Below are 23,577 nucleotides of genomic sequence, written 5' to 3'. Positions count from 1 at the left end.
ACTGCGAGCTACTTGGGAGCGGCGGGCCTGTACAGGTTGCTAGGCACAAGAGGCCGTCGAAGGGCAACATTGTGCAGTCTGGTCACCGCTTCCGGCGCTGATTGCCCAGCACCGGAAGCGTGACTAGGGTCACAGGCATGGACACACTTCCTCCCGGAGCATCCGGCGACGACGCCGCGCCGCTCAGCCCCGCCGACCTCCGCGAGCTCTACTCGCTGATGGCGGCCGTCCGCCACCTCGACACCTCTGCCATCGCCTGGCAACGGCAGGGCATCATCCCCGGCTACGCGCCCGAGGCCGGCCAGGAGGCGGCGCAGGTGGGCAGCGGCTACGCCGTGGACAGGACCCGCGACTTCGTTTTCCCGACCTACCGGGAGATGGGCGTCGCCCGGACCCTCGGCGTGGACATGGTGGCCTACATGTCCACGCACAAAGCCATCTGGCACGGCGGGCTGTACGACCCGCTGGAGTCCCGGCTCGCTCCGATCCAGGCGGTCGTGGCAGGCTCCGTGCTGCACGCCGTCGGCTGGGCGCACGGGCAGACGCTCTCGCGCCCCGCCGGGGCAAGCACCGAACACACGACCGGCGTTGCGCTCGCGTACTTCGGCGACGGTGCCTCCTCACAGGGCGACGTCCACGAGGCCATGAACTTTGCCGCCGTCATGAAGGCACCGGTGGTGTTCTTCGTCCAGAACAACGGCTGGGCCATCTCGGTCCCGACAGAGCGCCAGGTGGCCGGGGGCTCGGTGGCGGCCCGTGCCGCAGGCTACGGCATGCCCGCCCTGCAAATCGACGGCGACGACGTGGTGGCCGTCGTCGACGCGACGCGCCGCGCCTTCGCGCACGCCCGGCAGGGCAACGGCCCGGTACTGGTCGAAGCCATGACGTACCGGCGCGGCCCGCATTCCACCTCCGATGATCCCGGCCGCTACCGTTCACTGGACGAGGAACGTGAGGGCGCGGGTGAGGACCCGCTGGAACGCTTCCGGCAGCGCCTGCTGGCGGACGGGATTGCGGACGAGGAGTTCTTTGCCGGAGCCCTGGCCGCCGCCAGGGCCGAGGAGGAGCAGATCCGTGCAGGCCTCCAGGCGCTCACGCCCCGCCCCGGGGCCGAGATGTTTGACTTGGTGTTCCAGGAAACCACCCCTGCACTGCAGGCCCAGGCGGCCAGCTGGCGGAAGGAGTCGGAACATGTCTAGCTTCACCCTGGAAAGCGGCACGGTGGATACGCCCGCTGCGAGCACCGTCCTGTCCATGCAGCAGGCGCTGAACCGGGCGCTCGACGAGGTGCTCGCGGACAACCCCAAAGCCGTAATCTTCGGCGAGGACTGCGGCCGGCTCGGCGGGGTCTTCCGCATCACCGACGGGCTGCAGGCCAAACACGGCGAGCAGCGGGTCTCCGACACCCCGCTGGCGGAGTCCGGCATCCTGGGCCTGTCCGTGGGCCTGGCGATGGCGGGCTTCCACCCGATCCCCGAGGTCCAGTTCGACGGCTTCGCCTACCCGGCCATCAACCAGATTGTCTGCCAGATCGCGCGGATGAACTACCGGAGCCGGGGCAGGCTGCCGATGCCGATCACGCTCCGGGTCCCGAGCTTCGGCGGCATCCGCGCGCCCGAACACCATGGCGAGAGCCTCGAAGCGCTCTTCGCGCACGTCCCGGGCCTCAAAGTCGTCTCGCCGTCGGACCCGCACGAGGCCTACCACCTGCTGAAGTACGCCGCCGCCCGCCCGGACCCGGTGATCTTCCTGGAGCCGAAGTCGCGCTACTGGCAGAAGGGCGACGTGGCGCCGGAACACGGCGGCCCGCCCACCGGCGCGAAGGTGATGCGCCCGGGCCGCCACCTCACGCTCGTCGCCTGGGGGGCCATGGTGGCGCGCTGCCTGCAGGTGGCCGACCTCGCGGCCGAGGACGGCATCGACGTCGAGGTCCTGGACCTGCGCTGGCTCAAGCCGATCGACGCCGAAGCGCTGGCCGCCTCCGTCCGCAAGACCCGGCGCGCCGTCGTCGTCCACGAAGCACCGCTCACCTCCGGCCTCGGTGCCGAAGTGGCGCAGCTGATCACGCAGGGCTGCTTTGACACCCTCAAGGCGCCGGTGGAACGCGTCACCGGCTTCGACGTCCCGTACCCCTCGGGCGATCTGGAAGACGAATACATCCCGAACATTGACCGGATCCTCTTCGGGATCCAGCGAGTATTGGAGTACCGGCGTGGCTGAAATTTCCTTTCCGCTCCCCGACCTGGGCGAGGGCCTGATCGAAGCGACCGTGCTGGAATGGCTGGTTTCACCGGGCGACCAGGTGGAGCGCAACCAGCCCCTCGTGGAGGTCGAAACCACGAAATCGGCGGTTGAATTGCCGAGTCCGCAGGCAGGTAAGGTAGTGCGTATCCACGGCGGGCCCGGTGACAGGATCAATGTCGGCGAGCCCCTGATTGTGTTCGAGGTGCCGGACAACACCGCCGGCATCGTGGGCACCGTCCCGGTGGAAGAGGCACCGAAGCGCCGGGTCCGCCTGAGCGCCGTACTTGATGAGGACTGACACCATGAGCGGCAGACACACCAGCGACCAGCACTTGCACACCGTTGAGGGCACGGACCCCCAGCTGTACGTGGAGGTGCACGAGCCCAAGGACGACGCCGGCTTGCGCCCGGTGCTGCTGCTGCATGGTTTCTCCTCGTCCTCCAAGCTCAACTGGCAAGACACCGGCTGGATCGGCGCGCTGCTGGACGCCGGCCGGCGCGTCATCACCGTGGACCTGCCCGGACACGGCCGCAGCGGCGCGCCCGAGGACATGGACTCCTACTCTCCCAGCCGGATCCGCGCGGACCTGCTCCAGACCGCGTTCGACGCCGGCGCCCGGCCCCTGCGCGACGGCGACCCGGCCAGCGGGCTCGACGTGATCGGCTACTCCCTCGGCTCCCGGCTCGCCTGGGAGTTCGGGGCGACCCAGCACGAACTGGTCCACCGGCTGGTCCTCGGCGGACCCAACGTTGCCGACCCCCTCGCCGAATTCGACCTCCTCGCCGCCCAGCGCTACCTCGCCGACGGGACGCCCATTGCCGACGCGTCCACCGCGGGGCTGCTCAAGATGGCCATGCTGCTGCCGAGCAACAACATCTTCGCCCTGCTGACGCTCGTGGAGGCCATCAAGGGCGAGCCCTTCGACCCCGCCGAGGCCGTGCCGCACATGCCGATCCTGCTGGTGGCCGGCGAAAACGACGAGCGCGCCGGTTCCCTGCCCGAGCTCGCCGCGCTCGGCAGCAAGGCCGGGGCGATGGTTGAACAGCTTGTGCTGCCGGGCCGCAACCACACCAACGCCATTACCAGCCGCGCCTTCAAGCAGGGGGCGATCAGCTTCCTGGGCGTCTGAGCCGGGCGGCAGCCCCGACCACGGAAGAGGGACCGATGGGCATGCGCTTCAGCGACCGTGAACAGGCCGGCCGGCTGCTCGCGGACGCGCTCCGGCAGTTCCGCGGCCGGCCCGACACCGTGCTGGTGGCCCTGGCGCGGGGAGGTGTGCCGGTGGCGGCGGCGGCAGCGCAGACGCTCGGGCTCCGGTTTGCCGTCCTCCCGGTGCGCAAGCTGGGGATCCCCGGACACGAGGAAACGGCCTTCGGCGCGTTGGCTTGGACCGGCGGCCAGGTGGTCCGCGTGCTGAACCGCCCCTTCGTGGACCAGCTCCGGCAGCTCGGCATCCAGACCGCGGCCCTGGACGGGGTGGAGCACCGGGAACGCGCCGAGCTGGAACGCGAGGCCGCGGCCTACCCGGACACCGGGCCGGACTTCCCTGGCGCCACAGTGATCCTGGCCGACGACGGCATGGCCACCGGCGCGACCATGCGGGCCGCCGTCGAGGCCGTCCGCGGGGCAGGCGCCGCCGGAGTCGTCGTCGCGGTTCCCGTCGCCTCGCTGTATGCGCAGAACTCGCTCCAGGACGCCGCGGACGGAATCCTGAGCCTTCATATCCCGGGCGAGTTCCGCGCCGTCGGCAGCTACTACGAAAGGTTTCCGCAGGTGACGGACGACGACGTCGTCCGTCACCTGCGGAAGCAGCAGCCCTAGGCAGGGCGCCTAGTGGTGGCTGCTGACGCCGAGCGGTAGGCCCCGGGTCTCCTTGGCGAGGAGAACGCCGACGGCGGAGATGACGCACAGGATCATGATGTAGATGCCGATGGAACCGGTCCACTTGGTGCCCTGCAGCAGGGCTTCGGCGATGGTGGCCGCGAAGGCGCCGCCCAGGATCGCGCCGAAGGCGTAACCGATGGAGATGCCCGAGTAGCGGACGTTGGCCGGGAACATCTCGGCGTACATGGCGGACATCGGGCCGTAGGACAGGCCCAGGCCGATGGTGAGGACGAACAGCGCGACCCCGTAGAGCAGGATGTCCTTGGTGTCGATCAGGGCAAACATCGGGATCATCCAGGCGAAGACGATGCCGTAGCCGATCAGGAAGGTCTTGACACGGCCGATCTTGTCTGAGAGCCAGCCGCCGACGAGGGTGAAGATCAGCCAGCCGAAGGATGCCAGCGTGGTGGCCAGCAGAATCTGCGGCGTGGGCATCTTCAGGGACTTGGTGGCGTACGAGATGAAGAAGGCGATCAGCAGGTACCCGGCGGCGTTGTTGCCGATGAAGATCATCGTCGAGTAGAGGACGGCCTTCTTGTGCTTGCGGACGAGCTCGCCGAGCGGTGCCCTGCTTTCCTCCTTGCGGGCCGCCATCTCCTTGAAGACCGGGCTCTCACCGACAGCGCGGCGGATCACGTAGCCGACCACGATCAGCACGATGGAGAGCAGGAAGGGTACGCGCCAGCCCCAGGCTCCGAAGTCCTCCTTGGACATGCCGGTGTTGAGGAAGTAGAGCAGGCCGGTGGCCAGGATCATGCCGACCGGAACGCCGATCTGCGGGTAGGCGCCGAAGAAGCCGCGCTTGCCCTTCGGGGCGTGCTCCACGGCCATGAGTGCCGCGCCGCCCCATTCGCCGCCGGCGGAGAAGCCCTGGACGATGCGGAGAGTGATCAGCAGGATCGGGGCCCAGACGCCGATCTGGGAGTAAGTGGGCAGCACGCCGATCAGGGCCGTCGCGGCACCCATCGTGATCAGGGTGAGGACCAGCATGGCCTTGCGCCCGAGGCGGTCCCCCAGGTGCCCAGCGATGATGGCGCCCAGCGGGCGGAACAGGAAGCTGATGCCGATGAGGGCGAAGGACAGGATCTGCGCCAGGCCCGGGTTGGACTCGTTCAGGGGCGCCAGGAAGAGCGGCGACAGCAGCGTGGCCGTGAGCTGGGCGAAGATGAAGAAGTCGTACCACTCGATGGTGGTCCCGACCAGCGTCCCCGCGAGAACCTTGCGTTCCTCCTGCTTGGTACTGGGGCCCGCCTCGGAATCGACGGTTGAAGTTGCGGTCATTGAAACTCCGTTGCTGGGGACAGAGGCACTGCCCGGGTGGGTGCAAGTGAATAACTGAAGCCTCGGGAATTACCGATCGAACGGTCAGTTAATTCTAAGCATCATACTATGCGCACTGTGATAAAGCACACACCGTCCGTAACCGCGGACCCACCCACCGAGGGCGCCGTGCTTCGGGTCCGTGCCGCGGGGTGAAGACCCGCCCTAGGATGGACTTCATGACCCAGACTGCCGCGAGCCCCCCGGCCTCCCCGTCCCAGACGCTGTCCCGCGGCATCCGGGCCCTGGAAATCCTCGCCGAGGCGCAGCAACCCCTCACCATCGCCGAACTTGCCGACGCCATGGGGGTCCACCGGTCCGTGGCCTACCGTATCCTCCGCACGCTGGAGGACCACTCCCTGCTGGTTCGCGACGCGGGCGGCCGGGTGCAGCCCGGTCCCGGCCTCGCCGTGCTGGCGCGGGGCGTTTCGCGCGACCTGCAGACGGCCGCGCTGCCGGAGCTGACCCAACTCGCCAATGCGCTGACGATGAGCGCCTTCGTAGCCGTATGGGACCACGCCGAATGCGTCACGCTGGTCACCGTCGAACCGCGGCACAACGCCGCCACCGTGGTCCAGCATCCCGGCTCCCGGCATCCGATCAGCGCCGGCGCTCCCGGCATCGCCATCCAGTCGGCGTTCTCCGCGGAGCAGTGGCACGCGGCCGCCCCCGGGATCCCTTACCGCGCGGAGGCCGCCGAAGCCCGCAGCCGGGGCTATGCCGCCAGCCACGACGAGGTCATCCCCGGAGTCTCCTCGCTGGCGGTTCCCATCCGGGTTCCCGGCGGACGCCCGGCAGCCCTCGCCGTCGTCTATATCCGCGACGCCCAGGACCCCGAGGAGGTCGGCGCAGCGTTGGCCGCGAGCGCCGCGCGGATTGAGAGCCAGCTGGGCTAAGCGGCGGGCATGGGCGCCGTTGACGTCTTCCGTTGGAGGACGACGGCGGCCGCGGCCCCCAGCAGGAACAGCGCCGAGGCGGCGCAGACAGGTACGAGGAAGGCCGCCGCGTAGCCGTGGTTTTGCGCGAGCTGTCCGGCAATGGAGGATCCGACGGCGGTCCCGGCGACGATTCCGCTGGCCAGGGCCGTCATGACAGTCCCGAGCTTGCCCGCCGGGGCGACGACCCCGCCGATGGAGAAGATCGTGACCATGAGCGGGCCGACGGGCAGGCCCAGCAGCAGCAGCACCAGGACCATGGGCAGCGCGGTCGAAGGCAGCAGCAACAGCAGGGAAAGGACAGCCATCAGCGCCGCAGAACCGAGCCAGCGGATGATCGTCGTCAACCGCCGCGGCCAATAGGCGACCGAGAGCGCGGCGGCGGCCGAGCTCAGTCCCATCACGGCGTACAGCAGCCCCGCCAGCTCCGAGGTGGCAAAGCTTGCGGAAAAGGAGCTGAGCGAAGCCTGCGTGGAGCCGAAGAACGTGCCCATGCAGACCATGGCCAGGACCGGAAGCGCGACGGCGGCGGACGCCCGCACCCTTTGCCGGACCGGAAGAGAGCTCCTCCGCTCTTTCTCCTGCGCCCTCGCGGCCGCATTCAGGGACGGCGTCCGGATCACGGCCCGGACGGTGGGGTGCCCGGCAAAGGCCGGCACCAGCGTGATGGTCAGCGCGGCGGCCAGCGCCAGCGGCAGCCAGGGAACGAAGAGGCTCGCGAGGATTCCCACCAGCGCCGGCCCCAGCACGAAGGTCAGCTCGTCGGCCGTGCCTTCATAGGAGAGTGCCGTGTCAAGATCCGCCGTGTCGGGGGCGCGCCCGCCCCGGGAGGTCAGGGCCATCCAGCGGACCCGGGCCAGCGGTCCCACCTGCGGGCTGGTCGCACCGGCCAAAAACGCGGCAACCAGCACGGGAACGGAACGGTCCAGGTCCTGTCCCCCGGCCATCAGTTCCGCGGCAAGGATCAGTGCGATGACCGCGACGGTGTTGAACGCCGCGGCAAACACCAGCACCGGACGCTGGCCCAGCCGGTCCGCAAGTACGCCGAGAACGGGCGCGCCCAGCGCCGAGCCGACGCCGACCGCTCCCGCCGAGACCCCTCCGACGGCATAGGAGCCGGTGACGGCCGTGACCAGGGTGAGGGCACCGACCGTGAGCATGGCAAGGGGAAGCCGCGCAAAGAGTCCGAGCGGGATAAAGCTCCGCCCTGCCAGAAGCACCAGGCGGGAGTAACGGCCGGCCCGGCGTGGGGCGGCGGACCCGCGTCCCGGGGACGTGTTGCCGGCGCGGTGCTGCTCGGCAGCCGGCGTCGAAGCAGCCGGAGTCGAAGCGGGGTGCTGCTCGGCAGCCGGGGTCGAGGCGGGCGGCGTCGAGGCGGCCGCTGAAGAAGAACGTGTGGGGTTCATGATTCCGGGTTCGTTCAATGGTGCGCATCGTCCCCCCTCCCGATGCGCGCGACCCGGTAACTATCCGATTATAACCAGACCCGTCCTCACAGCAGGCCGTCCTCGGAGATGTGGAGCGTGGAGCCGTTGCGTTGCTTGGCCACCTGCAGCTGGGCGCCGATGCGCTGCTTCATTTCCGCCACGTGGCTCACGAGCCCGACCACCCGGCCGCCGTCACGGAGCCCCTCCAGCGCGTCCATGACCTGCTCCAAAGCCTGCTCGTCGAGGCTGCCGAATCCTTCGTCCACAAAGAGGGTCTCGATGTCCACACCGCCGGACTCCTGTTGCACGACGTCGGCCAGGCCAAGGGCCAGGGCGAGCGAAGCCATGAACGACTCGCCGCCGGAGAGCGTCGCGGTGTCCCTGCGCTGACCGGTCCACTCGTCCACCACTTCCAGTCCCAGACCGGACTTGGCCCCACGGGCTGCTTTCGCATCCGTGTGTTGCAGGGTGTAGCGCCCGTCGCTCATCCCGATCAGCCGTTCCGAGGCGGCGACCGCCACCTGTTCCAGCCTGGCTGCCAGCACGTAGCTGTTCAGGCTCATCCGGTAGTTGTTCTCTCCTCCGCCCCGCGCGGTCTCAGCGACGGCGTTCAGCAGGGCTGCGCGCTTCCGTGGCTCCCGGCCGGCCGCCATCAGCCGCCCAAAGTCTGTGGCGGTCCTGGCCAGGGTCCGGCGGGATTTCTCCGCGAGGCCCGCGGCGACTGCGGCTTCACGGGCCGCGCGTTCCGCGGTTGCTGCCTCCGCCCGCAGCCGGTCCAGTACTGCGTCCTCAAGGGGGCCCTCGCTTTCCAGTTCGGCAGCTGCCAGCACCAGCTCCTCGCTCGAAAAGAGCTCCTCGATCCTGGCTGCCTCATCCTGCCCCGCGCGGACTGCTGCATCCAGCGCCGCTGCTTCCGCCGCAGCGAGCAGCACGGTGCGCGCCGCCTCGGCGGAGTCAAAGCCGGCTTTCGGGAGCGCCCGCTGCAGCTGCTCCCGAGCGTCCGCTGCGCGGGCCTCGGCCTGTTCCACCGCCGACCGCGCCGCGTCGGCGCGTTCCAGAACGGCGGTGGTGGTGCGCAGGGCTGCCATCCGTCCGGCGAGGACGGAATGCCCGGCACGCAGTTTTTCGAGCGCCTCTTCGAGCGAGTCAGCCTGTTGCTCCACTTCCGTGATGGTGGACTCCGTCTGGACGATGGAGGCTGTTGCTGCCGCCTGTGCCTGCTCGACGCCGGAGATTTCCTCCTCCAGTTTGGCGTGCCGGGCCCGGTTGACGGCCAGTTCCTCGGCACCCTGGCGGGCTTCGGCAGCGCGTTCAGCCGCGAGGATAGCCTCCCGGCCCGCGTCATCAGGGGCGATGTGACCGCCTTGGGCCGCGAGGACGGCAACTTCCTGCTGCGCTTCGGAAAGCTCGCGTTCCAGTGCGGCGAGGGTGGTCTCCGCCTCCTCGCACTCGAGCTGCGCCGACTGTTCGGCCTCGGCCACTGCAAGCGCCGAAGCCGCAGCCGGGGCGGGGGCCGGATGCTCGGGGCTGCCGCAGACCGGGCACGCGGCGCCGGGCAGCAGTTGCAAGGCCAGCTCCGCGGCTGCGTTGGCAAGCCGTTCCTCGCGCAGATCCAGCCAGCGCTGGCGACGGTCCTGGTATTCCTCGCGGGCGTTGACGTGCCGCCGCTCCACTGCGCCGCAGGCCTCCCGGGCCGCCGCATGGCGCCGGACGAGCACAACCAGTTCTTCGGCGGCGGCTGCTTCTTTGGCCCGCACCTGGACCTCGGCCGCCAGCTCTTCGAGGGGACGCAATCCCGCGAGAAGCGCCTCCGATTCGCTCCGCAGTGCGGCCAGGGCCGCAACGCCGGAGATCCGCCCGGCCTCCAGCTGGGCAACAGTCTGACGCAGCTCGGCGGCCCGGGTCCGCAGCCCGACGAGCCTCGCTTCGTCCGGCAGCCGTTCTTCAAGTACCGCACCCAGGGAGCGAAGCCTCCCCAAGGCCGAACGCAGGGCCGTGCCGTCGAGGGCCGGGGCAGTGCCGTCGATGATGAGGGCTGTGCCGTCGAAGGTGGAACCGCCGTCGGGAGCGGCGCCGGGACCGGCGAGTTCCGGGTCGGTGCGGACTGCCACGCGGAGCTCCTCCGTCGCAGCCGCCATGGCAGCCGCTGCCCGTTTCTCGGCTTCCGCGGCACTGTCTACCGCCTGCAGCTGGCCGCCGAGCACTTCAGCCTTCCGGTGCAGGGCCAATTGCCGGCTCTTCGCACCCAGTTCGGCCGCCGCGGCTTCGGCTGCAGAGCGGCGGCGTTCGGCAGCACGCAATTTCGCTTCCCGCGCGGCCCTGGCCGTCGCGGCGTCCCGGGCGGACAGCCTTTCGCCCCGCAGCAGCTCCGCCTCCAGCGCGGCGGTCTGGCGTTCCTCTGCGGCGGCGGCGGCAGTGCCCTCAAGCCAGGATAGAAAGGCCTCAGGGTCGGCGCGGTCGGGGGCGTCCGAGGTGTCGAGCTCCAGGGCGTCCGTTTCGGCTTCGGCCTGGGCGAGCAGGACATCGAGTTTCTGGTTAAGGGTGGCAACCTCGGCGGCAGCGGCCTTGGCTTTGCGACCGAGCTCCAGCTCCACCGCTTCGAACCGCTGGGTGCCGAACAAGCTCTGGAGCAGCTCAAGACGGTCGGACGCCTTGGACCGGAGGAAGGCGGCAAAGTCGCCCTGCGGCAGCATGACCACCCGGGTGAACTGGTCCCGGTTCATGCCCAGGACGTCGGTTATTTCGGCCCCGGCCTCGTCGTTGCGTCCCGATTTTTCAACCCACACGCCATCGACGCGCTCACGCAGCACCGTGTTGGCCTGCTGGACGGTGAAGCCGTTCCTGCCGCGGGCGCTGGGCTTGTCCCAGGCGGGCGAGCGGGAGACCTCGAAATGCCGGCCCCGGGCGGAAAACTCACAGGTGACGCGGGGCTCGGCGGCCGCCGGCGCATGGTCGCTGCGCAGCCGCTTGCCGTCCTGGCGGGCTCCGGGCACGGAACCGTAGAGCGCGAAGCAGATGGCGTCCAGGACGCTGGTCTTACCGGCACCAGTGGGCCCGTTGAGGAGGAACAAACCGTGCGCGCTCAGGCGGTCGAAGTCGATGTGCTCGGTTCCGGCAAACGGGCCGAAGGCGGAAATTTCGAGGCGGTGGATCCTCACAGGGACATTCCTTCCAGGCGCACGGCTTCCAGTGCTTCGGCAAGGACTGCCGCTTCGGCGTCGTCGGCGCTCCGGCCGCGGACGTGCTCCAGGAAGCCGCAGCAGATGGAGAGATCGTCCTCGGCCTGGGCGAGCCTGCTGCTGTAACTTGCCTTGGCGGGAGCGCCGGCGCCTTCCGGCTCGAACCCGAGCACCAGGGTGTCCGGGAAGCGGGCACGCAGCCGCTCCATGGCCTGGGACGGGCGCTGCGCGTCGGTCAACGTGATCTGGCAGTAGGCATCCTCGGCCCAGGCAAAGTCCCCCGGCCGAGAGCAGCTCGTCGATCTTGCCGCGCAGCACGGCAAGTGTCCGCGGCGCTTCCCAGAGCACTTCGCGGACCTCGCCGACTCCTGCTGCGTCTACCTCCAGGAGCCAGCTGCCCTTCCGGTGCTTGGCCTCGGAGAAGGAATACGCGAGCGGCGATCCGGAGTACCGCACGGTGGAGCACAGCTCCTGCCGGCCGTGCAGGTGCCCCAGCGCGGTGTAGCCGAAGCCGTCGAAGAGGTCCAGCGGGACGGCGCCAACGCCGCCGATGCTGAGGTCCCGTTCGCTGTCCGAGCTGATCCCCCCGCTGGCGAACGTGTGCGCCAGGACGACGGAATGGACCGTCCGGGTGCCCGCCCTGGCGGCCAGGTCGGCCCGGATGCGGGCGGTGGCGGCACGGGTGACTTCGAAGTGGCTGGCGGTTTCCACGCCGAGCTGCCCGGCAACCAGCCGTGGTTCCAGCCACGGGATACCGTAAACCGCAAGCACCGGGCTGGTGCCATCGTCCGCGCCCGGGCGCTTGCCCTTGTCCGCGCCCGGAGCGCCGGCGGGCCCGCCGTCCAACGGGAAAATTACCGGAGTCTCCAGGTCCGCCAGCCGGGTGCGCAGGTGCACTCCCCCGCGCTGGAGCAGCCTCGAAGCGAAGCCGAGCCTGATCGCAGAATCGTGGTTGCCGCTCGTGAGCACCACCTGGGCGCCGGCGCCGGTCAGCCGGACGAGGGCGTCGTCGAGCAGGCCCACCACGTCGACGCCGGGAAGGGCGCGGTCGTACACGTCGCCGGCGATGAGGACGACGTCGACCGATTCGTCCTGCACGAAGCCGACGAGCTGGTCAATGAAGGCGCGCTGGGCGTCAAGCATTCCGACGCCGTGGAACGACCGGCCCAAATGCCAGTCCGAGGTGTGCAATAACCGCATGTTCCTACGGTATCGGCTGCCACCGACAGTATTGGGCCACCGCTCCGGGGCTAGCGTGCACGGCTGCCGTCAAAGAACTCCCGGGCCTCGTCGGTTCCCCGGGGACGCGCCTGCACCTCGTCCTCGACGCGACCGTCGCCGTGGCCGGCATCCGCTCCGTCAGCATCGGCTCCGTCTTCATCGGCTGTGTCTTCATCGGCCGCCGCCTCTGCTGCCGGCACCGCGCTGACCTGCGCAAAGCCACGGAACACCAGTCCGGCGAGCACCGCGCCGACGAGCGGCGCCACCCAGAAGAGCCACAGCTGGCCGAGCGCGGCCGCATTGCTGAAGAGGGCCGACGCCGTCGCCCGGGCCGGGTTGAACGGGGTGTTGCCGACAGCCTGGCCGAGCTGCAGCAGGACAGCCATAGTGAGGCCGACGGCAAACGGAGCCGCTGCCCGGGACGGGTTCCGGTCCGATGTGGTGCCCAGATAGACGGCCACGAGCAGCGCGGCGCCAAGGACCTCCACGAGCAGCGCGCCCGCCATCGGGGCCTGGATGATGGAGTGCTCGCCGAATCCTGCGGAAACCGTGTCGAACGCCGACCTGGTGTCGCTGATCTTGGGGACGGTGCTCAGGACGGCGAAGAGGGTAAGGACACCGAGCAACGCGCCGGCGAGCTGCGCGGCCAGGTAAGCGGCTGCCTCCGGGAGGCGGATGTGCCCGGCGATGGCGTTACCCACCGTGACCACGGGGTTGAAGTGTCCGCCGGAGAGGTAGCCGAACGCAAGCATCGCGGCACTGAGCGCGAGGCCCGCGGCCAGGGAAGCTGAGAGGGGGTTCGAATCCGGGATGGTGAACAGGGGAACGCCCAGGCCTGCGACCACGACCAAGAGGGTCCCGAGGGCTTCGGCGGCCAGCCGCGAAAGGAGCCGGGACCGCACTGCACGGTCACGGGCGGCCGCGGGACCCGCGGCCGCGAGTCGGGCGGCGGCCGTACTGGTCGCGGCCGCAGGGGTTGGCGCGGCCGCGGCGGTTGCGGGCGCCGCGGGGGCTGCCGGCTCGGAGACGGAGGCGGGCGTGGTCATGAAGCGTTCCTTTGCTTGGGGTTCGGGGCAGTGCTTGGGGTTCGGGTGCAGGACTGCGCAGCTGCAGGCTGCCCTGGATCCGGGGCACGGAAGCGGCCGCGCGGGACATCGTCCGCGTGCAGTCTTTCAACGCAATCTGGACGTTCGCTGAGCCAGTGCTGCCCGGGAGGGCCCCGGCAGGCTTACCCTGGCGCCCGCGCCGGCGGCGCCACGGTAAATTTGGACCCATGAGTACCGAACCCGCCACCCCTGCGCCGGCCCCCGCCCCCACCCTGGAATCCCGTATCCACGGCTGCCTCCTAGGCGGGGCGCTGGGCGATTCCCTCGGCTATGCGGTGGAGTTCGAGGACATCGCCGGGATCCGGGCCAAGTTCGGCCCGTCCGGGCTGCAGGACTTTGCCGCGCTCGACGGCGGGAGCCACTTCTCCGATGACACCCAGCTGACGCTGTACACGGTGGACGGCCTGATGGAAGCCCTGGAATGGGCGAACTCGGGAGTGGGTGCCGATACCAATGCGTGCCTGTGGCTGGCTTACCTGCGCTGGCTGGCGACCCAGGGCGTTCCGGTCCCGGAAGCGGCGCCGTTCCAGCCGCCCCGGTGGATCGATTCCCACGAGGTCCTCAAGCACCGGCGTGCTCCCGGGAACGCGTGCCTGAGCGGCCTGGCCACCGGTGAGATGGGCACGTTCTACCGGCCGGTCAACCCGGATTCCAAGGGCTGCGGCACGGTGATGCGTTCGGCCCCGTTCGGTCTGGTCCCCTACATCACTGCCGAAGCCGTCTACAAGCTGAGCTCGGACGCCGCGTCCCTGACCCATGGCCACCCCGCCGCGCGGCAGGCCGCCGGCGTCTTCAGCCTCCTCATCCACGCCCTGGCCTCCGGTTTGGACCTCCACGACGCCGCCCGGAACGCCATCGGCCGGCTGGATGAAGGCCTCCTGCACCAGGGTGAAGTACCGGATCCGGACCTCGTCGCGCGGCTTGAGGCAGCCTTGCGCCTCAGCAGCAACGGGCGCCTGCTGAACCCCGAGGAACTGGTCCGGGAACTCGGGGAGGGCTGGGTGGCCGAGGAGGCACTCGCCGTCGCACTCTATGCGGTGCTGGCAACGGCTCCGGCCGCGGACCGGCCAGAGGACGGCGATCCGGAGGCGCACTTCCGTGCCGCCGTCACGCTCGCGGTGAACCACAGCGGGGACAGCGATTCCACGGCGTCGATCGCCGGGAACATCCTGGGCACGTTTTACGGTAAGGACTGCCTGCCGGCGGCCTGGCTGGACGCGCTGGAAGCCCCGGAGGTCATCCGGGGCATGGCGTCCCGGCTGGCGGCGCTCACCGCAGGCTGAGGGGCCGTCCGGTCAACCCCACGGCCGCTAGGCACGCCGGAGGCTGATGTTGTTGCAGGCCTCGCACACGTCCTCGGGAATCAGCCCGCGGCGCTGCAGGATACCGAAGATCGCGCAGCCGAGGCAGAAACCCGCAAAGGCTTCAAGGGAGGCGGCCACAACGAGGATTGCGAGCAGGATCCACGCGGCCGGGGCCAGGCCTGCCGCGAGCAGGATGGCGGCGGCGGTGGACACGGCGGCGCCGATGCCCTGGGCGAAGCGTTTCGGCGGGCCAGGCACCAGCCGCCGTTTCCCCAGCAGCGGCGTCAGGACCTTGACGGACAGCACCGCCAAGGGCGAAACACGGGGCCCAAACAGAAGCCGGAGCCAGAAGCCGACGGCGATTCCGGCCACTCCCCAGCCGAAGCCGGTCAGCAGGGTTCCGACGGCCAGCACCACCACCAGCCCGGCGGTGATGCGCGCGGAGTACTCGTTCACCGGGTTGGGAAAGGCGAAGATTTGCAGCTTGCTCATTGTCCAAGGCTAGGGACGGTTACGGCCCGCGGTTTGATTTGTTGCGTCCTGTGACCCGTCCCGGAGCGGAAAGCCGGCTCAGGCAACCGCCGCAGGGGCCGGCTGGCCGCCCACCATCTGCAGGAACTCGCCTTCGGAGAGAACCTCGATCCGCTGGCCCCGCTCGTGCAGCTCCAGGACCCGCCGGGCCTTGCCGGTGAGCCGTCCGGAGCGCAGGTCCGCAGCCACGAAACCGTCGCCCACCACCAGGACGGTGGTGCGGGCAGTGACCCGGCTCTCGGGACGCGCGCCCAGTTCGGCGGAGCGCACCTTCGCCTCCGGCCGCGGTATCCGCAGTTCGCCGGTGAACACGACGGTCTGGCCGAACAGCGGGTGGCCGGGTTCGGCCAGCGCGTTCGGCAGCGGATTGGACCCTTCTTCCGGCCAGCCGGACCGGAAGGGCCGGCCCGGCAATCCGGCTCCCGGGCCGGCAGCCAGCGCGTCGAGTGCGGTGCGGCTGGCCCTGGACAGGGGGTCGCGCGACGGATCGAACGCAGGCTGGCGGGATATGTCCAGGCCGAGGGACAGGTGGAGTTCAGCGATGCTGGCGGCGCCGTTGCGTGCCGCGATGTCTATCAGGATTCCCGCGCAGGCGCGGGCGTCCTCGGCGGCGTCGTGATGGTTGACCAGGGGAACCCCGGCCTCCTCCGCCGCGAACGGCAGGGAGTTGGAGACCAGCGAATAGCAGCGCCGGGACAGCATCACGGTGCAGACGTAGTCGTAGGCCGGGCCCGGCAGTCCGGAGACCTCCAGACCGGAGCGGATGACGCCGAGATCGAAGGCGGCGTTGTGGGCCGCGAGCACGTCATCGCCAATAAAGGCACCGATCTCCGGGAACAGCTCGCCGAAGCGCGGCAGCCCGGCAACCTGCTCGGGCCGGATGCCGTGGATCCGGACGTTGTGGTGGTCGAAGCGGTCGTGGTTCTGCGGCGGCCGCATCAACCAGGAGGCCTCCTCGACCACAACGCCGCCGCGTACTTTCGTCAGGCCAACGGCGCACGGCGAACCGCGGAAGCCGTTGGCGGTCTCAAAGTCGATCGCCGTAAAATCCAAACCCACGCCCCGACTTTACCGTCCCGTCCTGCTCCCGCCGGCATCCGGAGCCGGCCCGTGTCCGACGGCGGCCGTCAAGTACCCTTAACGGGTGAACCTTTTAGCTATCAGTGACTTCGCCGTGTCCACGATCGGCGGGGTGGGCCCGGTGCAGCCACGCCTGTCCTCCCTCCTCCCCGACTGGCTCAACCCCCAGGTCTTCCTGGCCGACCCGGCGCTTGCGCCCTGGGTTGTGCTGCTGGTCTGCGGCATCATTTTCGCCGAAACGGGCCTGCTCATCGGGTTTTTCCTGCCGGGCGACTCCATGCTGTTCACGGCCGGACTCCTCGTCGCGACGGACACCATCAAGTTCAACATCTGGGCGTTCGCGGCCCTGATCATCGCCGCGGCGATCGTGGGCAACCAGGCCGGCTACCTGATCGGCGCCAAGGCCGGTCCGGCCATCTTCAACCGGCCCGATTCCAAGCTCTTCAAGCGCGAGAACGTCGACAGCGCGCACGCCTTCTTCGAAAAGCACGGCGGCAAGGCACTGGTCCTGGCCCGATTCGTCCCCATCATCCGGACGTTCGTCCCGGTGATCGTGGGCGTCGCCCGGATGGATAAGCGCAAGTTCTTCCTGTACAACGTCATCGGCGCCGTGCTCTGGGGCGGCGGCGTCACCCTGCTGGGCTACCTTCTCGGCGACAAGGTGCCGTGGGTGCGCGAAAACCTGGACATCATCTTCGTCGTCATCGTGCTGGTCTCGGTGATCCCCATCGGCATCGAGGTCGCCCGCGGCTTCATCGCCAAGCGCCAGGCCGAGAAGTACGGCACGGACGCCGTGGAAGAGTTCATCGAGGAGCACGAGCCCGAAGAAGACCGCAAGACCCCGTAAGCGCTAGCTTCCGGCCAGGGCTTCCACGATGGCCGGGAGCAGGGCACGGAAGGCTTGGCCGCGGTGGCTGATGGCGTTTTTCTCCTCCGAGCTGAGTTCCGCGCAGCTCCGGTCGAGACCGGCCGGCTGGAGCACAGGGTCGTAGCCGAAGCCGCCGGAACCCCGCGGTTCGCGCAGCAGCGTCCCTTCCAGCTGGCCGTACTCCACCACCTCGCGCCCGTCCTCGGGGGACGTTCCGGGCACGGCCAGCGCTGCGGCGCAGACGAACGCGGCACCGCGGTGCCCGTCCGGCACATCGGCCAGCTGGGCCAGCAGCAGCTGGAGGTTCGCGGCGTCGTCCCCATGCCGGCCTGCCCAGCGGGCCGAAAAGATGCCGGGCGCTCCGCCCAGCACGTCCACGGCAAGCCCGGAATCGTCGGCGATCGCCACCAGGCCCGTCGCCTGGGCCACGGCCCGCGCCTTCAGCAGCGAGTTCTCGGCAAACGTCACGCCGGTCTCCACCACGTCGGGAGCCCCGACGGCACCGGCGTCCACCACCTGGGTGTCGACGTCGAGGCCGGGAACCTGGCCGCGCAGCAGTTCGCGCAGCTCGCGCAGCTTGCCCTTGTTGTGGGTGGCGAGGACAAGCCTCACGCTGTTGTCCGTCACGGCGCTTCGGCCAGGGTCTCGCGCTGGATGGCGGCGAGCTGTTCGGTGCCCAGCAGTGCCAGGTCGAGTAGCTGGTTCAGCTCGTCGCGGTCAAACGGGGCACCTTCGGCGGTGCCTTGGACCTCGACGAATTTTCCGGAGCCGGTCACCACAACGTTCATGTCGGTTTCTGCGCGGACGTCCTCCACGTAGGGCAGGTCCAACATTGGGACGCCGTCGATGATGCCGACGGAGACGGCGGCGATGGTGTCGACCAGCGGCTGGGCGTTGCGGGCAAGCATCTTGTTCTCGCGGGCAAAGCGGATCGCCTCGGCCAGGGCCACGTAGGCGCCGGTGATGGCTGCCGTGCGGGTGCCGCCGTCGGCCTGCAGGACGTCGCAGTCCAGCACGATGGTGATCTCACCGAGGGCCTTGGTGTCGATGATGGAGCGCAGCGAACGCCCGATCAGCCGGGAGATCTCATGGGTGCGGCCGCCGATCTTGCCCTTGACGGATTCGCGGTCGGAGCGGGTGTTGGTGGCGCGCGGGAGCATGGCGTACTCGGCGGTGACCCAGCCGCGGCCCTCGCCCTTGAGCCAGCGCGGAACGCCCTCGGTCAGGGAGGCCGTGCACAGCACCCGGGTGTTGCCGAACTCGATCAGGGCCGAGCCTTCGGCCTGCTTCGACCAGCCGCGGGTGATGCTGATGGGCCGGAGCTGGTCAGGGGTGCGGCCGTCGGCGCGGATGACGGGGGCGGTAAGTGCTTCGGAAGTCATGCCCTAAGCTTATCGAGCCCGGGCCGGACCCGGGTTCAGGCTGCGTTCAGATCGTGTAGTGCACTCCGGCGACGGCGACGGCCACATCTCCCCCGAAGGCCGGCTTCGCCTCCGCCATGACCGTGCTCGGCGAGGTCCAGACGGGAATGTGCGTCAGGAGCAGGCGGCGCGCCCCGGCGGCCAGGGCGGCCTCGCCCGCGCGTTTGCCGGTGAGGTGAACGTCCTTGATTCCGTCGTCGCGGCCCTCCTCGAAGGCCGCTTCGCAGAGGAACAGGTCGGCGTCGCGGGCTGCATCCTCGAGTCCGCCGCAGGAGTCGGTGTCCCCCGAATAGCTCAGCACGCGGGTGACCGGGCTGCCATCCTTGCCCGGCTCGGTGACCTCGACGCGGAGCGCATAGGCCTCCTCGACCGGGTGGTTCACGGCGTAGGGGGTCACGGTGAACGGTCCCACGCTGACGGGCTTGCGCTCGGACCAGTTGCCGAAGTCGAACTCCTCGTGCATCCCCGGGTCCAGTTCCAGGCCGTAGGCTGTGGCCATCCGGTCCGCCGTCGCGGCCGGCCCCCACACCGGGATCCGGCCCCGGCCCCAGCCGCCCGGCTTCCAGCGCACCGCCACGTGCAGTCCGCACAGGTCCATGCAGTGGTCCGGGTGCAGGTGGGTGAGGAAGATCGCGTCGATGTCCTCAAGGTCCGTGTACCGCTGGATGGCGCCGAGGGCGCCGCTCCCGAGGTCCAGGACAATCTTCCAGTTCCGTTCGCCGTCGCTGGCGGTGAGCAGATAGCACGACGCCGGCGAGCCCGGGCCGGGAAAGGATCCGGTGCAGCCCACGATGGTCAGCTTCACAGGCCGGGCCTCCCGGGTACTGCACTGCCCACGAAATTGGAGATCCGCGGCCGGCGGGTGCCTGCCCGGGCGGCCGCGATCATCTCCGGAGTGATCCTGGCCAGGCTTCCGGTCGGGTACTGGGCGGCGACGTGGTCCACGTGGCGGACACTGAGGACTTCGGGGCCGAGGAAGCGCCGCGCCAGGGACTCGAACTGGGCGGCGTCTCCGGTGGCGATGAAGTTGTGCTCGGGCGCCGTCGCATCCTGGCGTTCCAGGCCGCGGGAGGCCAGGGCGCGGTAGACGTCCTTGGCGGTTTCCTCGGCGCTCGACACGAGGGTGACGTCCTCCCCGAGGACGAAGGAGATGACGCCGGTGAGCAGCGGGTAGTGGGTGCAGCCGAGCACGACCGTGTCCACGCCGGCGGCTTTCAGCGGTTCGAGATACTCACGGGCGACCGCGAGCAGCTCCGGGCCGGTGGTGATGCCGGCCTCCACGTACGGCACGAACGCCGGGCACGCCACGGAGGTGATGGCCAGGTCCGGGGCCGCCGCGAAGGTGTCCTCGTAGGCGCGGGAGCCCACCGTGGCCGAGGTGCCGATCACGCCCACGCGGCCGCTGCGGGTGGCGGCGACGGCGCGCCGTACGGCCGGCTGGATCACCTCGATTACGGGAATGCCGTAGCGGGCGGTGTAGCGTTCCCGCGCGTCCCGCAGCACGGCCGCGGATGCCGAATTGCACGCGATGGTCAGCAGCTTGACGCCGGAGTCCACGAGCTCGTCCATGACGCCGAGCGCGTTGGCCCGGACTTCGGCGATGGGCAGGGGGCCGTAGGGGCCGTGCGCCGTGTCTCCGACGTAGAGGATGGATTCGTTCGGCAGCTGGTCGATGATCGAGCGGGCCACCGTGAGTCCGCCGACGCCGGAGTCGAACACTCCGATGGGCCGCGAACCCAGCTCGCTGGCTGCCTGGCTGCTGGCGCTGTTGCCCGCCGGGGAGTCGGCAACGGCTTCCGCCGCGGGGTCAATATTCGATGCTGGAGTCATGATTATTCGAGGATAGGGCTAAGCCCGGGGCACGGTCATCACATTGTGTCGCGCACCGCGTGTCTGATGGGTCACACTCTGCCCGGCCGGCCGGCATTCAGCCGCGCGTTTCGATCGACTGCAGCAGGGCCTGGACCAGGGACTCCTGCAGCCAGGTGGTGAAGTTGTAGACAAGGGCGAGGTAGCTTTCCACGTCTTCGGCCTGGGACCAGTCCTGCATGCGGTGGACATGGTCAGCGTCCGCGTCGTCGCGGATGTCGAGCCGTTCGGAGAGCACCAGCCGGACATCGTTCAGGGCGGTGGACCACAGCCTGGCGTCGGCCGGGGTCAGCACCAGGTCGTCTTTGTCCAGGCCCAGGGCGGCGGCCTTCAGTGCGCCGATCTTGCTTTCCCGCAGCGAGCGCTCGGTGAGCCGGCGGAACTCAAGGGAGGCCTCGCCGTCGTTCTTCGAGACGTTCGGAAGCAGCCGGAGCAGGGCGCGGTCCGCGGGTTCGCTGGCCTCGGTGTCCAGGCCCACCATCGCCGCGAGCGGATCCTGGTTGGCGCGTTCCTCGGGTTCCAGCATCGAGATGACGTCATCGAAAAGGCTGCGCAGCAGTTCCCGTTCCGCCGGCTCCAGATAGCCGGTGATGCCCTTGAGACCGTATTTGAATGCCTTAGCCACGTTTTCCTTTGCCCTTGCCCGATCCCCCGCCTGATCCGTCTCCGCCAGTGGCTTTTTCCACGGTGGCCCAGAGCCCGTAGCCGTGCATGGCGACCGCGTGCTGCTCCACCTGTTCCTTGCTGCCGTGCGCCACGATGGAGCGCCCCTTCTTGTGGACCTCCATCATGAGTTTGTTCGCCTTGGCCTCCGAATAGCCGAAATAGCTGCGGAAGACGTAGCTGACATAGCTCATCAGGTTGACCGGATCGTTCCAGATCACCAGGTTCCAGGGGATGTCCGGGGCCGTCAGGACGTCGGTGGAGGCCGCCGTTCCGGTCTTGGTGCCGGCCTGCGTGTCAGGTCCGAGCGCAACGCTAAGGGTCATCTGTCCATTCTATGGGGAGGAGGGGCCCACGCCGGCGATGGCCCCGCGGCGAAGCGAGACGTGGGAGCCGGTGGGTGGGGCCACGCCGGCGAGGGCCCCGAGGCGAAGCGAAGCGAGACGTGGGAGCCGGTGGGGACTAGAGTGAATTTCGTGAGTACCTCAGCTGGCTGGGAGCGTCCCCGCACGTCCCTGTACACCGACCATTACGAGCTGACGATGCTGCAGGCCGCGCTCCATTCCGGCGCCGCCCACCGCAAGTCAGTGTTCGAAGTCTTTGCCCGGCGGCTGCCGGACGGGCGCCGCTACGGGATCGTGGGCGGGACAGGACGGCTCCTGGAGGGCATCGCCGGCTTCCGTTTCGGCGAAGCCGAGCTCGACTTTCTGCGCCGTACCAACGTGGTCAACGACGACACCCTGGAGTACCTGGCCGGCTATTCCTTCTCCGGGGACATCTGGGGTTACCCGGAGGGAGAGGCGTACTTCCCGAACTCCCCCATCCTGATTGTCGAATCCACCTTTGCCGAGGCCTGCATCCTGGAGACGTACATCCTCTCGGTCCTCAACCACGACAGCGCGATCGCCTCCGCGGCCTCACGCATGGTCACCGCGGCCGGTAACCGCCCCTGCGTGGAGATGGGGTCACGGCGCACCCACGAGGAAGCCGCGGTCTCGGCCGCCCGCGCCGCCATCATCGCCGGTTTCGACAGCACCTCCAACCTTGAAGCCGGACTGCGCTACGGCCTGAAGACGATTGGCACCGCCGCGCATTCCTTTACCCTGCTCCACGACACCGAACGCGAGGCCTTCGAGGCGCAGATCGCCTCCATGGGCGCCGGCACCGCGCTGCTGGTGGACACGTACGACGTCGAAGCGGCCGTCCGCACCGCCGTCGAACTCGCCGGGGACAAGCTCGGCGCGGTCCGCCTGGACTCCGGTGACCTCGTGGCCCAGGCGCAGTGGGTCCGCCAGCTGCTCGACGAGCTCGGCAATGACCGCACCCGGATCATCGTCACCTCCGACCTGGACGAATTCGCCATCGCGGCGCTGCAGTCCGCCCCGGTGGACTCCTACGGCGTGGGCACCTCCCTCGTGACCGGCTCCGGCGCACCGACCGCGGGCATGGTCTACAAGCTGGTCAGCCGCACGGATGACGACGGCGACTTCGTACCGGTGGCCAAGGCCTCGAAGAACAAGACGAGCGTGGGCGGGCGCAAGTACGCGCTGCGCAGGCTGAATGAACGGGGCACCGCGAGCCACGAGATTGTCGGCGTCGGCCGCCGGCCCGAAGACGACGGCAACGACCGTCCGCTGCTGCAGCAGTTCATCAAGAACGGCGAACTCCTGCCGGGCTGGACCGGACACGAGGGCGTCCTGCGGGCCCGCCGCCGGCATACGGACACGATGAAGGAACTGCCGGCGGTGGTCAACCGGCTGCAGCGCGGCGAGCCGGCCATCCCCACGATCTACGAGGAGGACTGAATGTCCCGCGCCCTGATCATCGTTGACGTGCAGAACGATTTCTGTGAAGGCGGCGCGCTGGCCGTCGACGGCGGCGCGGACCTTGCCGCCGAGATCACCGAGTATGTCGACGCCCACCACGGCCAGTTCGACCATATTGTCGCCACCCAGGACTGGCACATCGATCCCGGTGCGCATTTCTCGTCGGAACCGGACTTTCTGGACAGCTGGCCGCGGCACTGCGTGGCCGGAACGTCCGGGGCGGAGCTGCATCCGGACCTCGACACGGAATACATCCAGGCCGTTTTCCGCAAGGGCCAGTACACGGCCGCCTACTCGGGTTTCGAGGGGCTTCTGGCCCCGGACGACGCCGTCCCCACCGGTGAGCGCAAGCCGGCCGACGCCGGGGAGGCCGGGCCGGTTGAGGCCGGCGCATTCGGGGACGGCGAGGACGCCATCGGGCTGGATGACTGGCTGCAGAGCCACGACGTCGAGGACGTCGTGGTGGTGGGGATCGCCACCGACCATTGCGTGAAGGCCACGGCACTGGACGGCGTCCAGGCCGGGTACTCGGTCACTGTCCTGCGCGCCCTGACCGTGGGCGTCGCGGACGACCTTGACGATGCTGTTGCCGAGATGGAACTCGGCGGCGTCGACATCGCCTGAGGGCCCGCCGCGCTTCCTGGTTGGGCCGTCATCTGGCCGCAGTCAGCGGGAAGCGGCTCTCCCCGCAGTAGACT

The 23,577-nt window shown here is 69.4% G+C and carries 22 protein-coding genes and 1 pseudogene; 10 read left to right on the top strand and 13 right to left on the bottom strand.

Going from position 1 to position 23,577, the window contains the following annotated elements:
* Positions 1 to 137 precede the first annotated feature (137 nt).
* The 5 genes from QFZ65_RS08070 to QFZ65_RS08050 are packed head-to-tail and all read left to right on the top strand — an operon-like array spanning position 138 to position 4,066.
* Entirely contained in the window at positions 138 to 1,199 is a 1,062-nt protein-coding gene (locus QFZ65_RS08070; protein WP_306909620.1) for a thiamine pyrophosphate-dependent enzyme, read from the top strand.
* The gene (locus QFZ65_RS08065) at positions 1,192 to 2,220 is read left to right on the top strand and encodes an alpha-ketoacid dehydrogenase subunit beta (protein WP_306909619.1); all 1,029 of its coding nucleotides are present in this window, start codon (positions 1,192 to 1,194) and stop codon (positions 2,218 to 2,220) included. Before QFZ65_RS08070 ends, QFZ65_RS08065 begins: the two co-directional genes overlap by 8 nt.
* Positions 2,213 to 2,542, top strand: coding sequence for a biotin/lipoyl-containing protein (locus QFZ65_RS08060; RefSeq protein ID WP_306909618.1), 330 nt, complete (start codon positions 2,213 to 2,215; stop codon positions 2,540 to 2,542). The genes QFZ65_RS08065 and QFZ65_RS08060 overlap by 8 nt, the downstream gene beginning before the upstream one ends.
* A 4-nt stretch (positions 2,543 to 2,546) precedes the next feature.
* A complete protein-coding gene (locus QFZ65_RS08055) occupies positions 2,547 to 3,374 on the top strand; it encodes an alpha/beta fold hydrolase (protein ID WP_306909617.1) in 828 nt (275 codons plus the stop codon).
* Between the two features lie 35 nt (positions 3,375 to 3,409).
* Positions 3,410 to 4,066 carry a phosphoribosyltransferase gene (locus tag QFZ65_RS08050; RefSeq protein WP_306909616.1) on the top strand — a complete coding sequence of 219 codons (657 nt, stop codon included), beginning with the start codon at positions 3,410 to 3,412 and terminating at the stop codon, positions 4,064 to 4,066.
* A 9-nt stretch (positions 4,067 to 4,075) separates the two neighbouring features.
* Here QFZ65_RS08050 and QFZ65_RS08045 read toward each other — a convergent pair whose 3' ends face one another.
* Positions 4,076 to 5,410, bottom strand: coding sequence for an MFS transporter (locus QFZ65_RS08045; protein ID WP_306909615.1), 1,335 nt, complete (start codon positions 5,408 to 5,410; stop codon positions 4,076 to 4,078).
* Positions 5,411 to 5,628: 218 nt separating this feature from the next.
* On the opposite strand from QFZ65_RS08045, the gene QFZ65_RS08040 reads away from it, so the two are divergent.
* Positions 5,629 to 6,345: an IclR family transcriptional regulator gene (locus QFZ65_RS08040; protein ID WP_306909614.1), complete on the top strand. Its 717-nt coding sequence runs from the start codon at positions 5,629 to 5,631 to the stop codon at positions 6,343 to 6,345.
* Here QFZ65_RS08040 and QFZ65_RS08035 read toward each other — a convergent pair.
* The 4 genes and pseudogenes from QFZ65_RS08035 to QFZ65_RS08020 form a co-directional block, all read right to left on the bottom strand.
* On the bottom strand, positions 6,342 to 7,790 hold the full coding sequence (locus tag QFZ65_RS08035) for an MFS transporter (RefSeq protein WP_306909613.1): 1,449 nt from the start codon (positions 7,788 to 7,790) through the stop codon (positions 6,342 to 6,344). The genes QFZ65_RS08040 and QFZ65_RS08035 overlap by 4 nt on opposite strands.
* A gap of 86 nt (positions 7,791 to 7,876) precedes the next feature.
* Positions 7,877 to 10,969 carry an SMC family ATPase gene (locus QFZ65_RS08030; protein WP_306909612.1) on the bottom strand — a complete coding sequence of 1,031 codons (3,093 nt, stop codon included), beginning with the start codon at positions 10,967 to 10,969 and terminating at the stop codon, positions 7,877 to 7,879.
* Positions 10,966 to 12,190 (bottom strand): annotated as a pseudogene (locus tag QFZ65_RS08025) (exonuclease SbcCD subunit D). The gene QFZ65_RS08030 and the pseudogene QFZ65_RS08025 overlap by 4 nt, the downstream one beginning before the upstream one ends.
* A gap of 50 nt (positions 12,191 to 12,240) precedes the next feature.
* Entirely contained in the window at positions 12,241 to 13,257 is a 1,017-nt protein-coding gene (locus QFZ65_RS08020) for an aquaporin (RefSeq protein WP_306909611.1), read from the bottom strand.
* Positions 13,258 to 13,484: 227 nt separating this feature from the next.
* On the opposite strand from QFZ65_RS08020, the gene QFZ65_RS08015 reads away from it, so the two are divergent.
* Positions 13,485 to 14,600 carry an ADP-ribosylglycohydrolase family protein gene (locus QFZ65_RS08015; protein ID WP_306909610.1) on the top strand — a complete coding sequence of 372 codons (1,116 nt, stop codon included), beginning with the start codon at positions 13,485 to 13,487 and terminating at the stop codon, positions 14,598 to 14,600.
* 27 nt (positions 14,601 to 14,627) lie between these two features.
* On the opposite strand, the gene QFZ65_RS08010 is transcribed toward QFZ65_RS08015, so the two are convergent.
* Complete coding sequence (locus QFZ65_RS08010) at positions 14,628 to 15,113, bottom strand: DUF4395 domain-containing protein (protein ID WP_306909609.1); 486 nt, start codon at positions 15,111 to 15,113, stop codon at positions 14,628 to 14,630.
* A 78-nt stretch (positions 15,114 to 15,191) separates the two neighbouring features.
* Positions 15,192 to 16,211 carry an exonuclease domain-containing protein gene (locus tag QFZ65_RS08005; RefSeq protein ID WP_306909608.1) on the bottom strand — a complete coding sequence of 340 codons (1,020 nt, stop codon included), beginning with the start codon at positions 16,209 to 16,211 and terminating at the stop codon, positions 15,192 to 15,194.
* A gap of 100 nt (positions 16,212 to 16,311) precedes the next feature.
* On the opposite strand from QFZ65_RS08005, the gene QFZ65_RS08000 reads away from it, so the two are divergent.
* Positions 16,312 to 17,079 carry a VTT domain-containing protein gene (locus QFZ65_RS08000; RefSeq protein WP_306912531.1) on the top strand — a complete coding sequence of 256 codons (768 nt, stop codon included), beginning with the start codon at positions 16,312 to 16,314 and terminating at the stop codon, positions 17,077 to 17,079.
* Between the two features lie 3 nt (positions 17,080 to 17,082).
* Here QFZ65_RS08000 and rdgB read toward each other — a convergent pair whose 3' ends face one another.
* The 6 genes from rdgB to clpS form a co-directional block, all read right to left on the bottom strand.
* Positions 17,083 to 17,712 (bottom strand): RdgB/HAM1 family non-canonical purine NTP pyrophosphatase, encoded by a 630-nt coding sequence (gene rdgB / locus QFZ65_RS07995; RefSeq protein ID WP_373427570.1) that lies wholly within the window; start codon positions 17,710 to 17,712, stop codon positions 17,083 to 17,085.
* An 11-nt stretch (positions 17,713 to 17,723) separates the two neighbouring features.
* The gene (gene rph, locus QFZ65_RS07990) at positions 17,724 to 18,482 is read right to left on the bottom strand and encodes a ribonuclease PH (RefSeq protein WP_306909606.1); all 759 of its coding nucleotides are present in this window, start codon (positions 18,480 to 18,482) and stop codon (positions 17,724 to 17,726) included.
* Between the two features lie 46 nt (positions 18,483 to 18,528).
* A complete protein-coding gene (locus QFZ65_RS07985; RefSeq protein ID WP_306909605.1) occupies positions 18,529 to 19,326 on the bottom strand; it encodes an MBL fold metallo-hydrolase in 798 nt (265 codons plus the stop codon).
* On the bottom strand, positions 19,323 to 20,351 hold the full coding sequence (gene murI, locus QFZ65_RS07980; protein WP_306909604.1) for a glutamate racemase: 1,029 nt from the start codon (positions 20,349 to 20,351) through the stop codon (positions 19,323 to 19,325). Before murI ends, QFZ65_RS07985 begins: the two co-directional genes overlap by 4 nt.
* 97 nt (positions 20,352 to 20,448) lie before the next feature.
* A complete protein-coding gene (locus QFZ65_RS07975; protein WP_306909603.1) occupies positions 20,449 to 21,015 on the bottom strand; it encodes a DUF2017 domain-containing protein in 567 nt (188 codons plus the stop codon).
* Positions 21,008 to 21,379, bottom strand: a complete 372-nt coding sequence (clpS, locus tag QFZ65_RS07970; protein WP_306909602.1) for an ATP-dependent Clp protease adapter ClpS — start codon at positions 21,377 to 21,379, stop codon at positions 21,008 to 21,010. The genes QFZ65_RS07975 and clpS overlap by 8 nt, the downstream gene beginning before the upstream one ends.
* A 150-nt stretch (positions 21,380 to 21,529) precedes the next feature.
* On the opposite strand from clpS, the gene QFZ65_RS07965 reads away from it, so the two are divergent.
* Complete coding sequence (locus QFZ65_RS07965) at positions 21,530 to 22,858, top strand: nicotinate phosphoribosyltransferase (RefSeq protein WP_306909601.1); 1,329 nt, start codon at positions 21,530 to 21,532, stop codon at positions 22,856 to 22,858.
* Positions 22,859 to 23,503: an isochorismatase family protein gene (locus QFZ65_RS07960; protein ID WP_306909600.1), complete on the top strand. Its 645-nt coding sequence runs from the start codon at positions 22,859 to 22,861 to the stop codon at positions 23,501 to 23,503.
* Positions 23,504 to 23,577 lie beyond the last annotated feature (74 nt).

The sequence above is a fragment of the Arthrobacter sp. B3I9 genome, assembly GCF_030816935.1.
Taxonomy (GTDB): Bacteria; Actinomycetota; Actinomycetes; order Actinomycetales; family Micrococcaceae; genus Arthrobacter.
The sequence above is the reverse complement of the archived record's forward strand: the minus strand, read 5'-3'. Positions and strand labels throughout refer to the sequence as shown.

Bases quoted from the DNA above. Each gene is read 5' to 3' on its own strand.
- QFZ65_RS08070 (WP_306909620.1), top strand. From the start codon at position 138: ATGGACACACTTCCTCCCGGAGCATCCGGCGACGACGCCGCGCCGCTC.
- QFZ65_RS08065 (WP_306909619.1), top strand. From the start codon at position 1,192: ATGTCTAGCTTCACCCTGGAAAGCGGCACGGTGGATACGCCCGCTGCG.
- QFZ65_RS08055 (WP_306909617.1), top strand. From the start codon at position 2,547: ATGAGCGGCAGACACACCAGCGACCAGCACTTGCACACCGTTGAGGGC.
- QFZ65_RS08050 (WP_306909616.1), top strand. From the start codon at position 3,410: ATGGGCATGCGCTTCAGCGACCGTGAACAGGCCGGCCGGCTGCTCGCG.
- QFZ65_RS08045 (WP_306909615.1), bottom strand. From the start codon at position 5,410: ATGACCGCAACTTCAACCGTCGATTCCGAGGCGGGCCCCAGTACCAAG.
- QFZ65_RS08040 (WP_306909614.1), top strand. From the start codon at position 5,629: ATGACCCAGACTGCCGCGAGCCCCCCGGCCTCCCCGTCCCAGACGCTG.
- QFZ65_RS08035 (WP_306909613.1), bottom strand. From the start codon at position 7,790: ATGAACCCCACACGTTCTTCTTCAGCGGCCGCCTCGACGCCGCCCGCC.
- QFZ65_RS08020 (WP_306909611.1), bottom strand. From the start codon at position 13,257: ATGACCACGCCCGCCTCCGTCTCCGAGCCGGCAGCCCCCGCGGCGCCC.
- QFZ65_RS08015 (WP_306909610.1), top strand. From the start codon at position 13,485: ATGAGTACCGAACCCGCCACCCCTGCGCCGGCCCCCGCCCCCACCCTG.
- QFZ65_RS08010 (WP_306909609.1), bottom strand. From the start codon at position 15,113: ATGAGCAAGCTGCAAATCTTCGCCTTTCCCAACCCGGTGAACGAGTAC.
- rph (WP_306909606.1), bottom strand. From the start codon at position 18,482: ATGACTTCCGAAGCACTTACCGCCCCCGTCATCCGCGCCGACGGCCGC.
- murI (WP_306909604.1), bottom strand. From the start codon at position 20,351: ATGACTCCAGCATCGAATATTGACCCCGCGGCGGAAGCCGTTGCCGAC.
- clpS (WP_306909602.1), bottom strand. From the start codon at position 21,379: ATGACCCTTAGCGTTGCGCTCGGACCTGACACGCAGGCCGGCACCAAG.
- QFZ65_RS07960 (WP_306909600.1), top strand. From the start codon at position 22,859: ATGTCCCGCGCCCTGATCATCGTTGACGTGCAGAACGATTTCTGTGAA.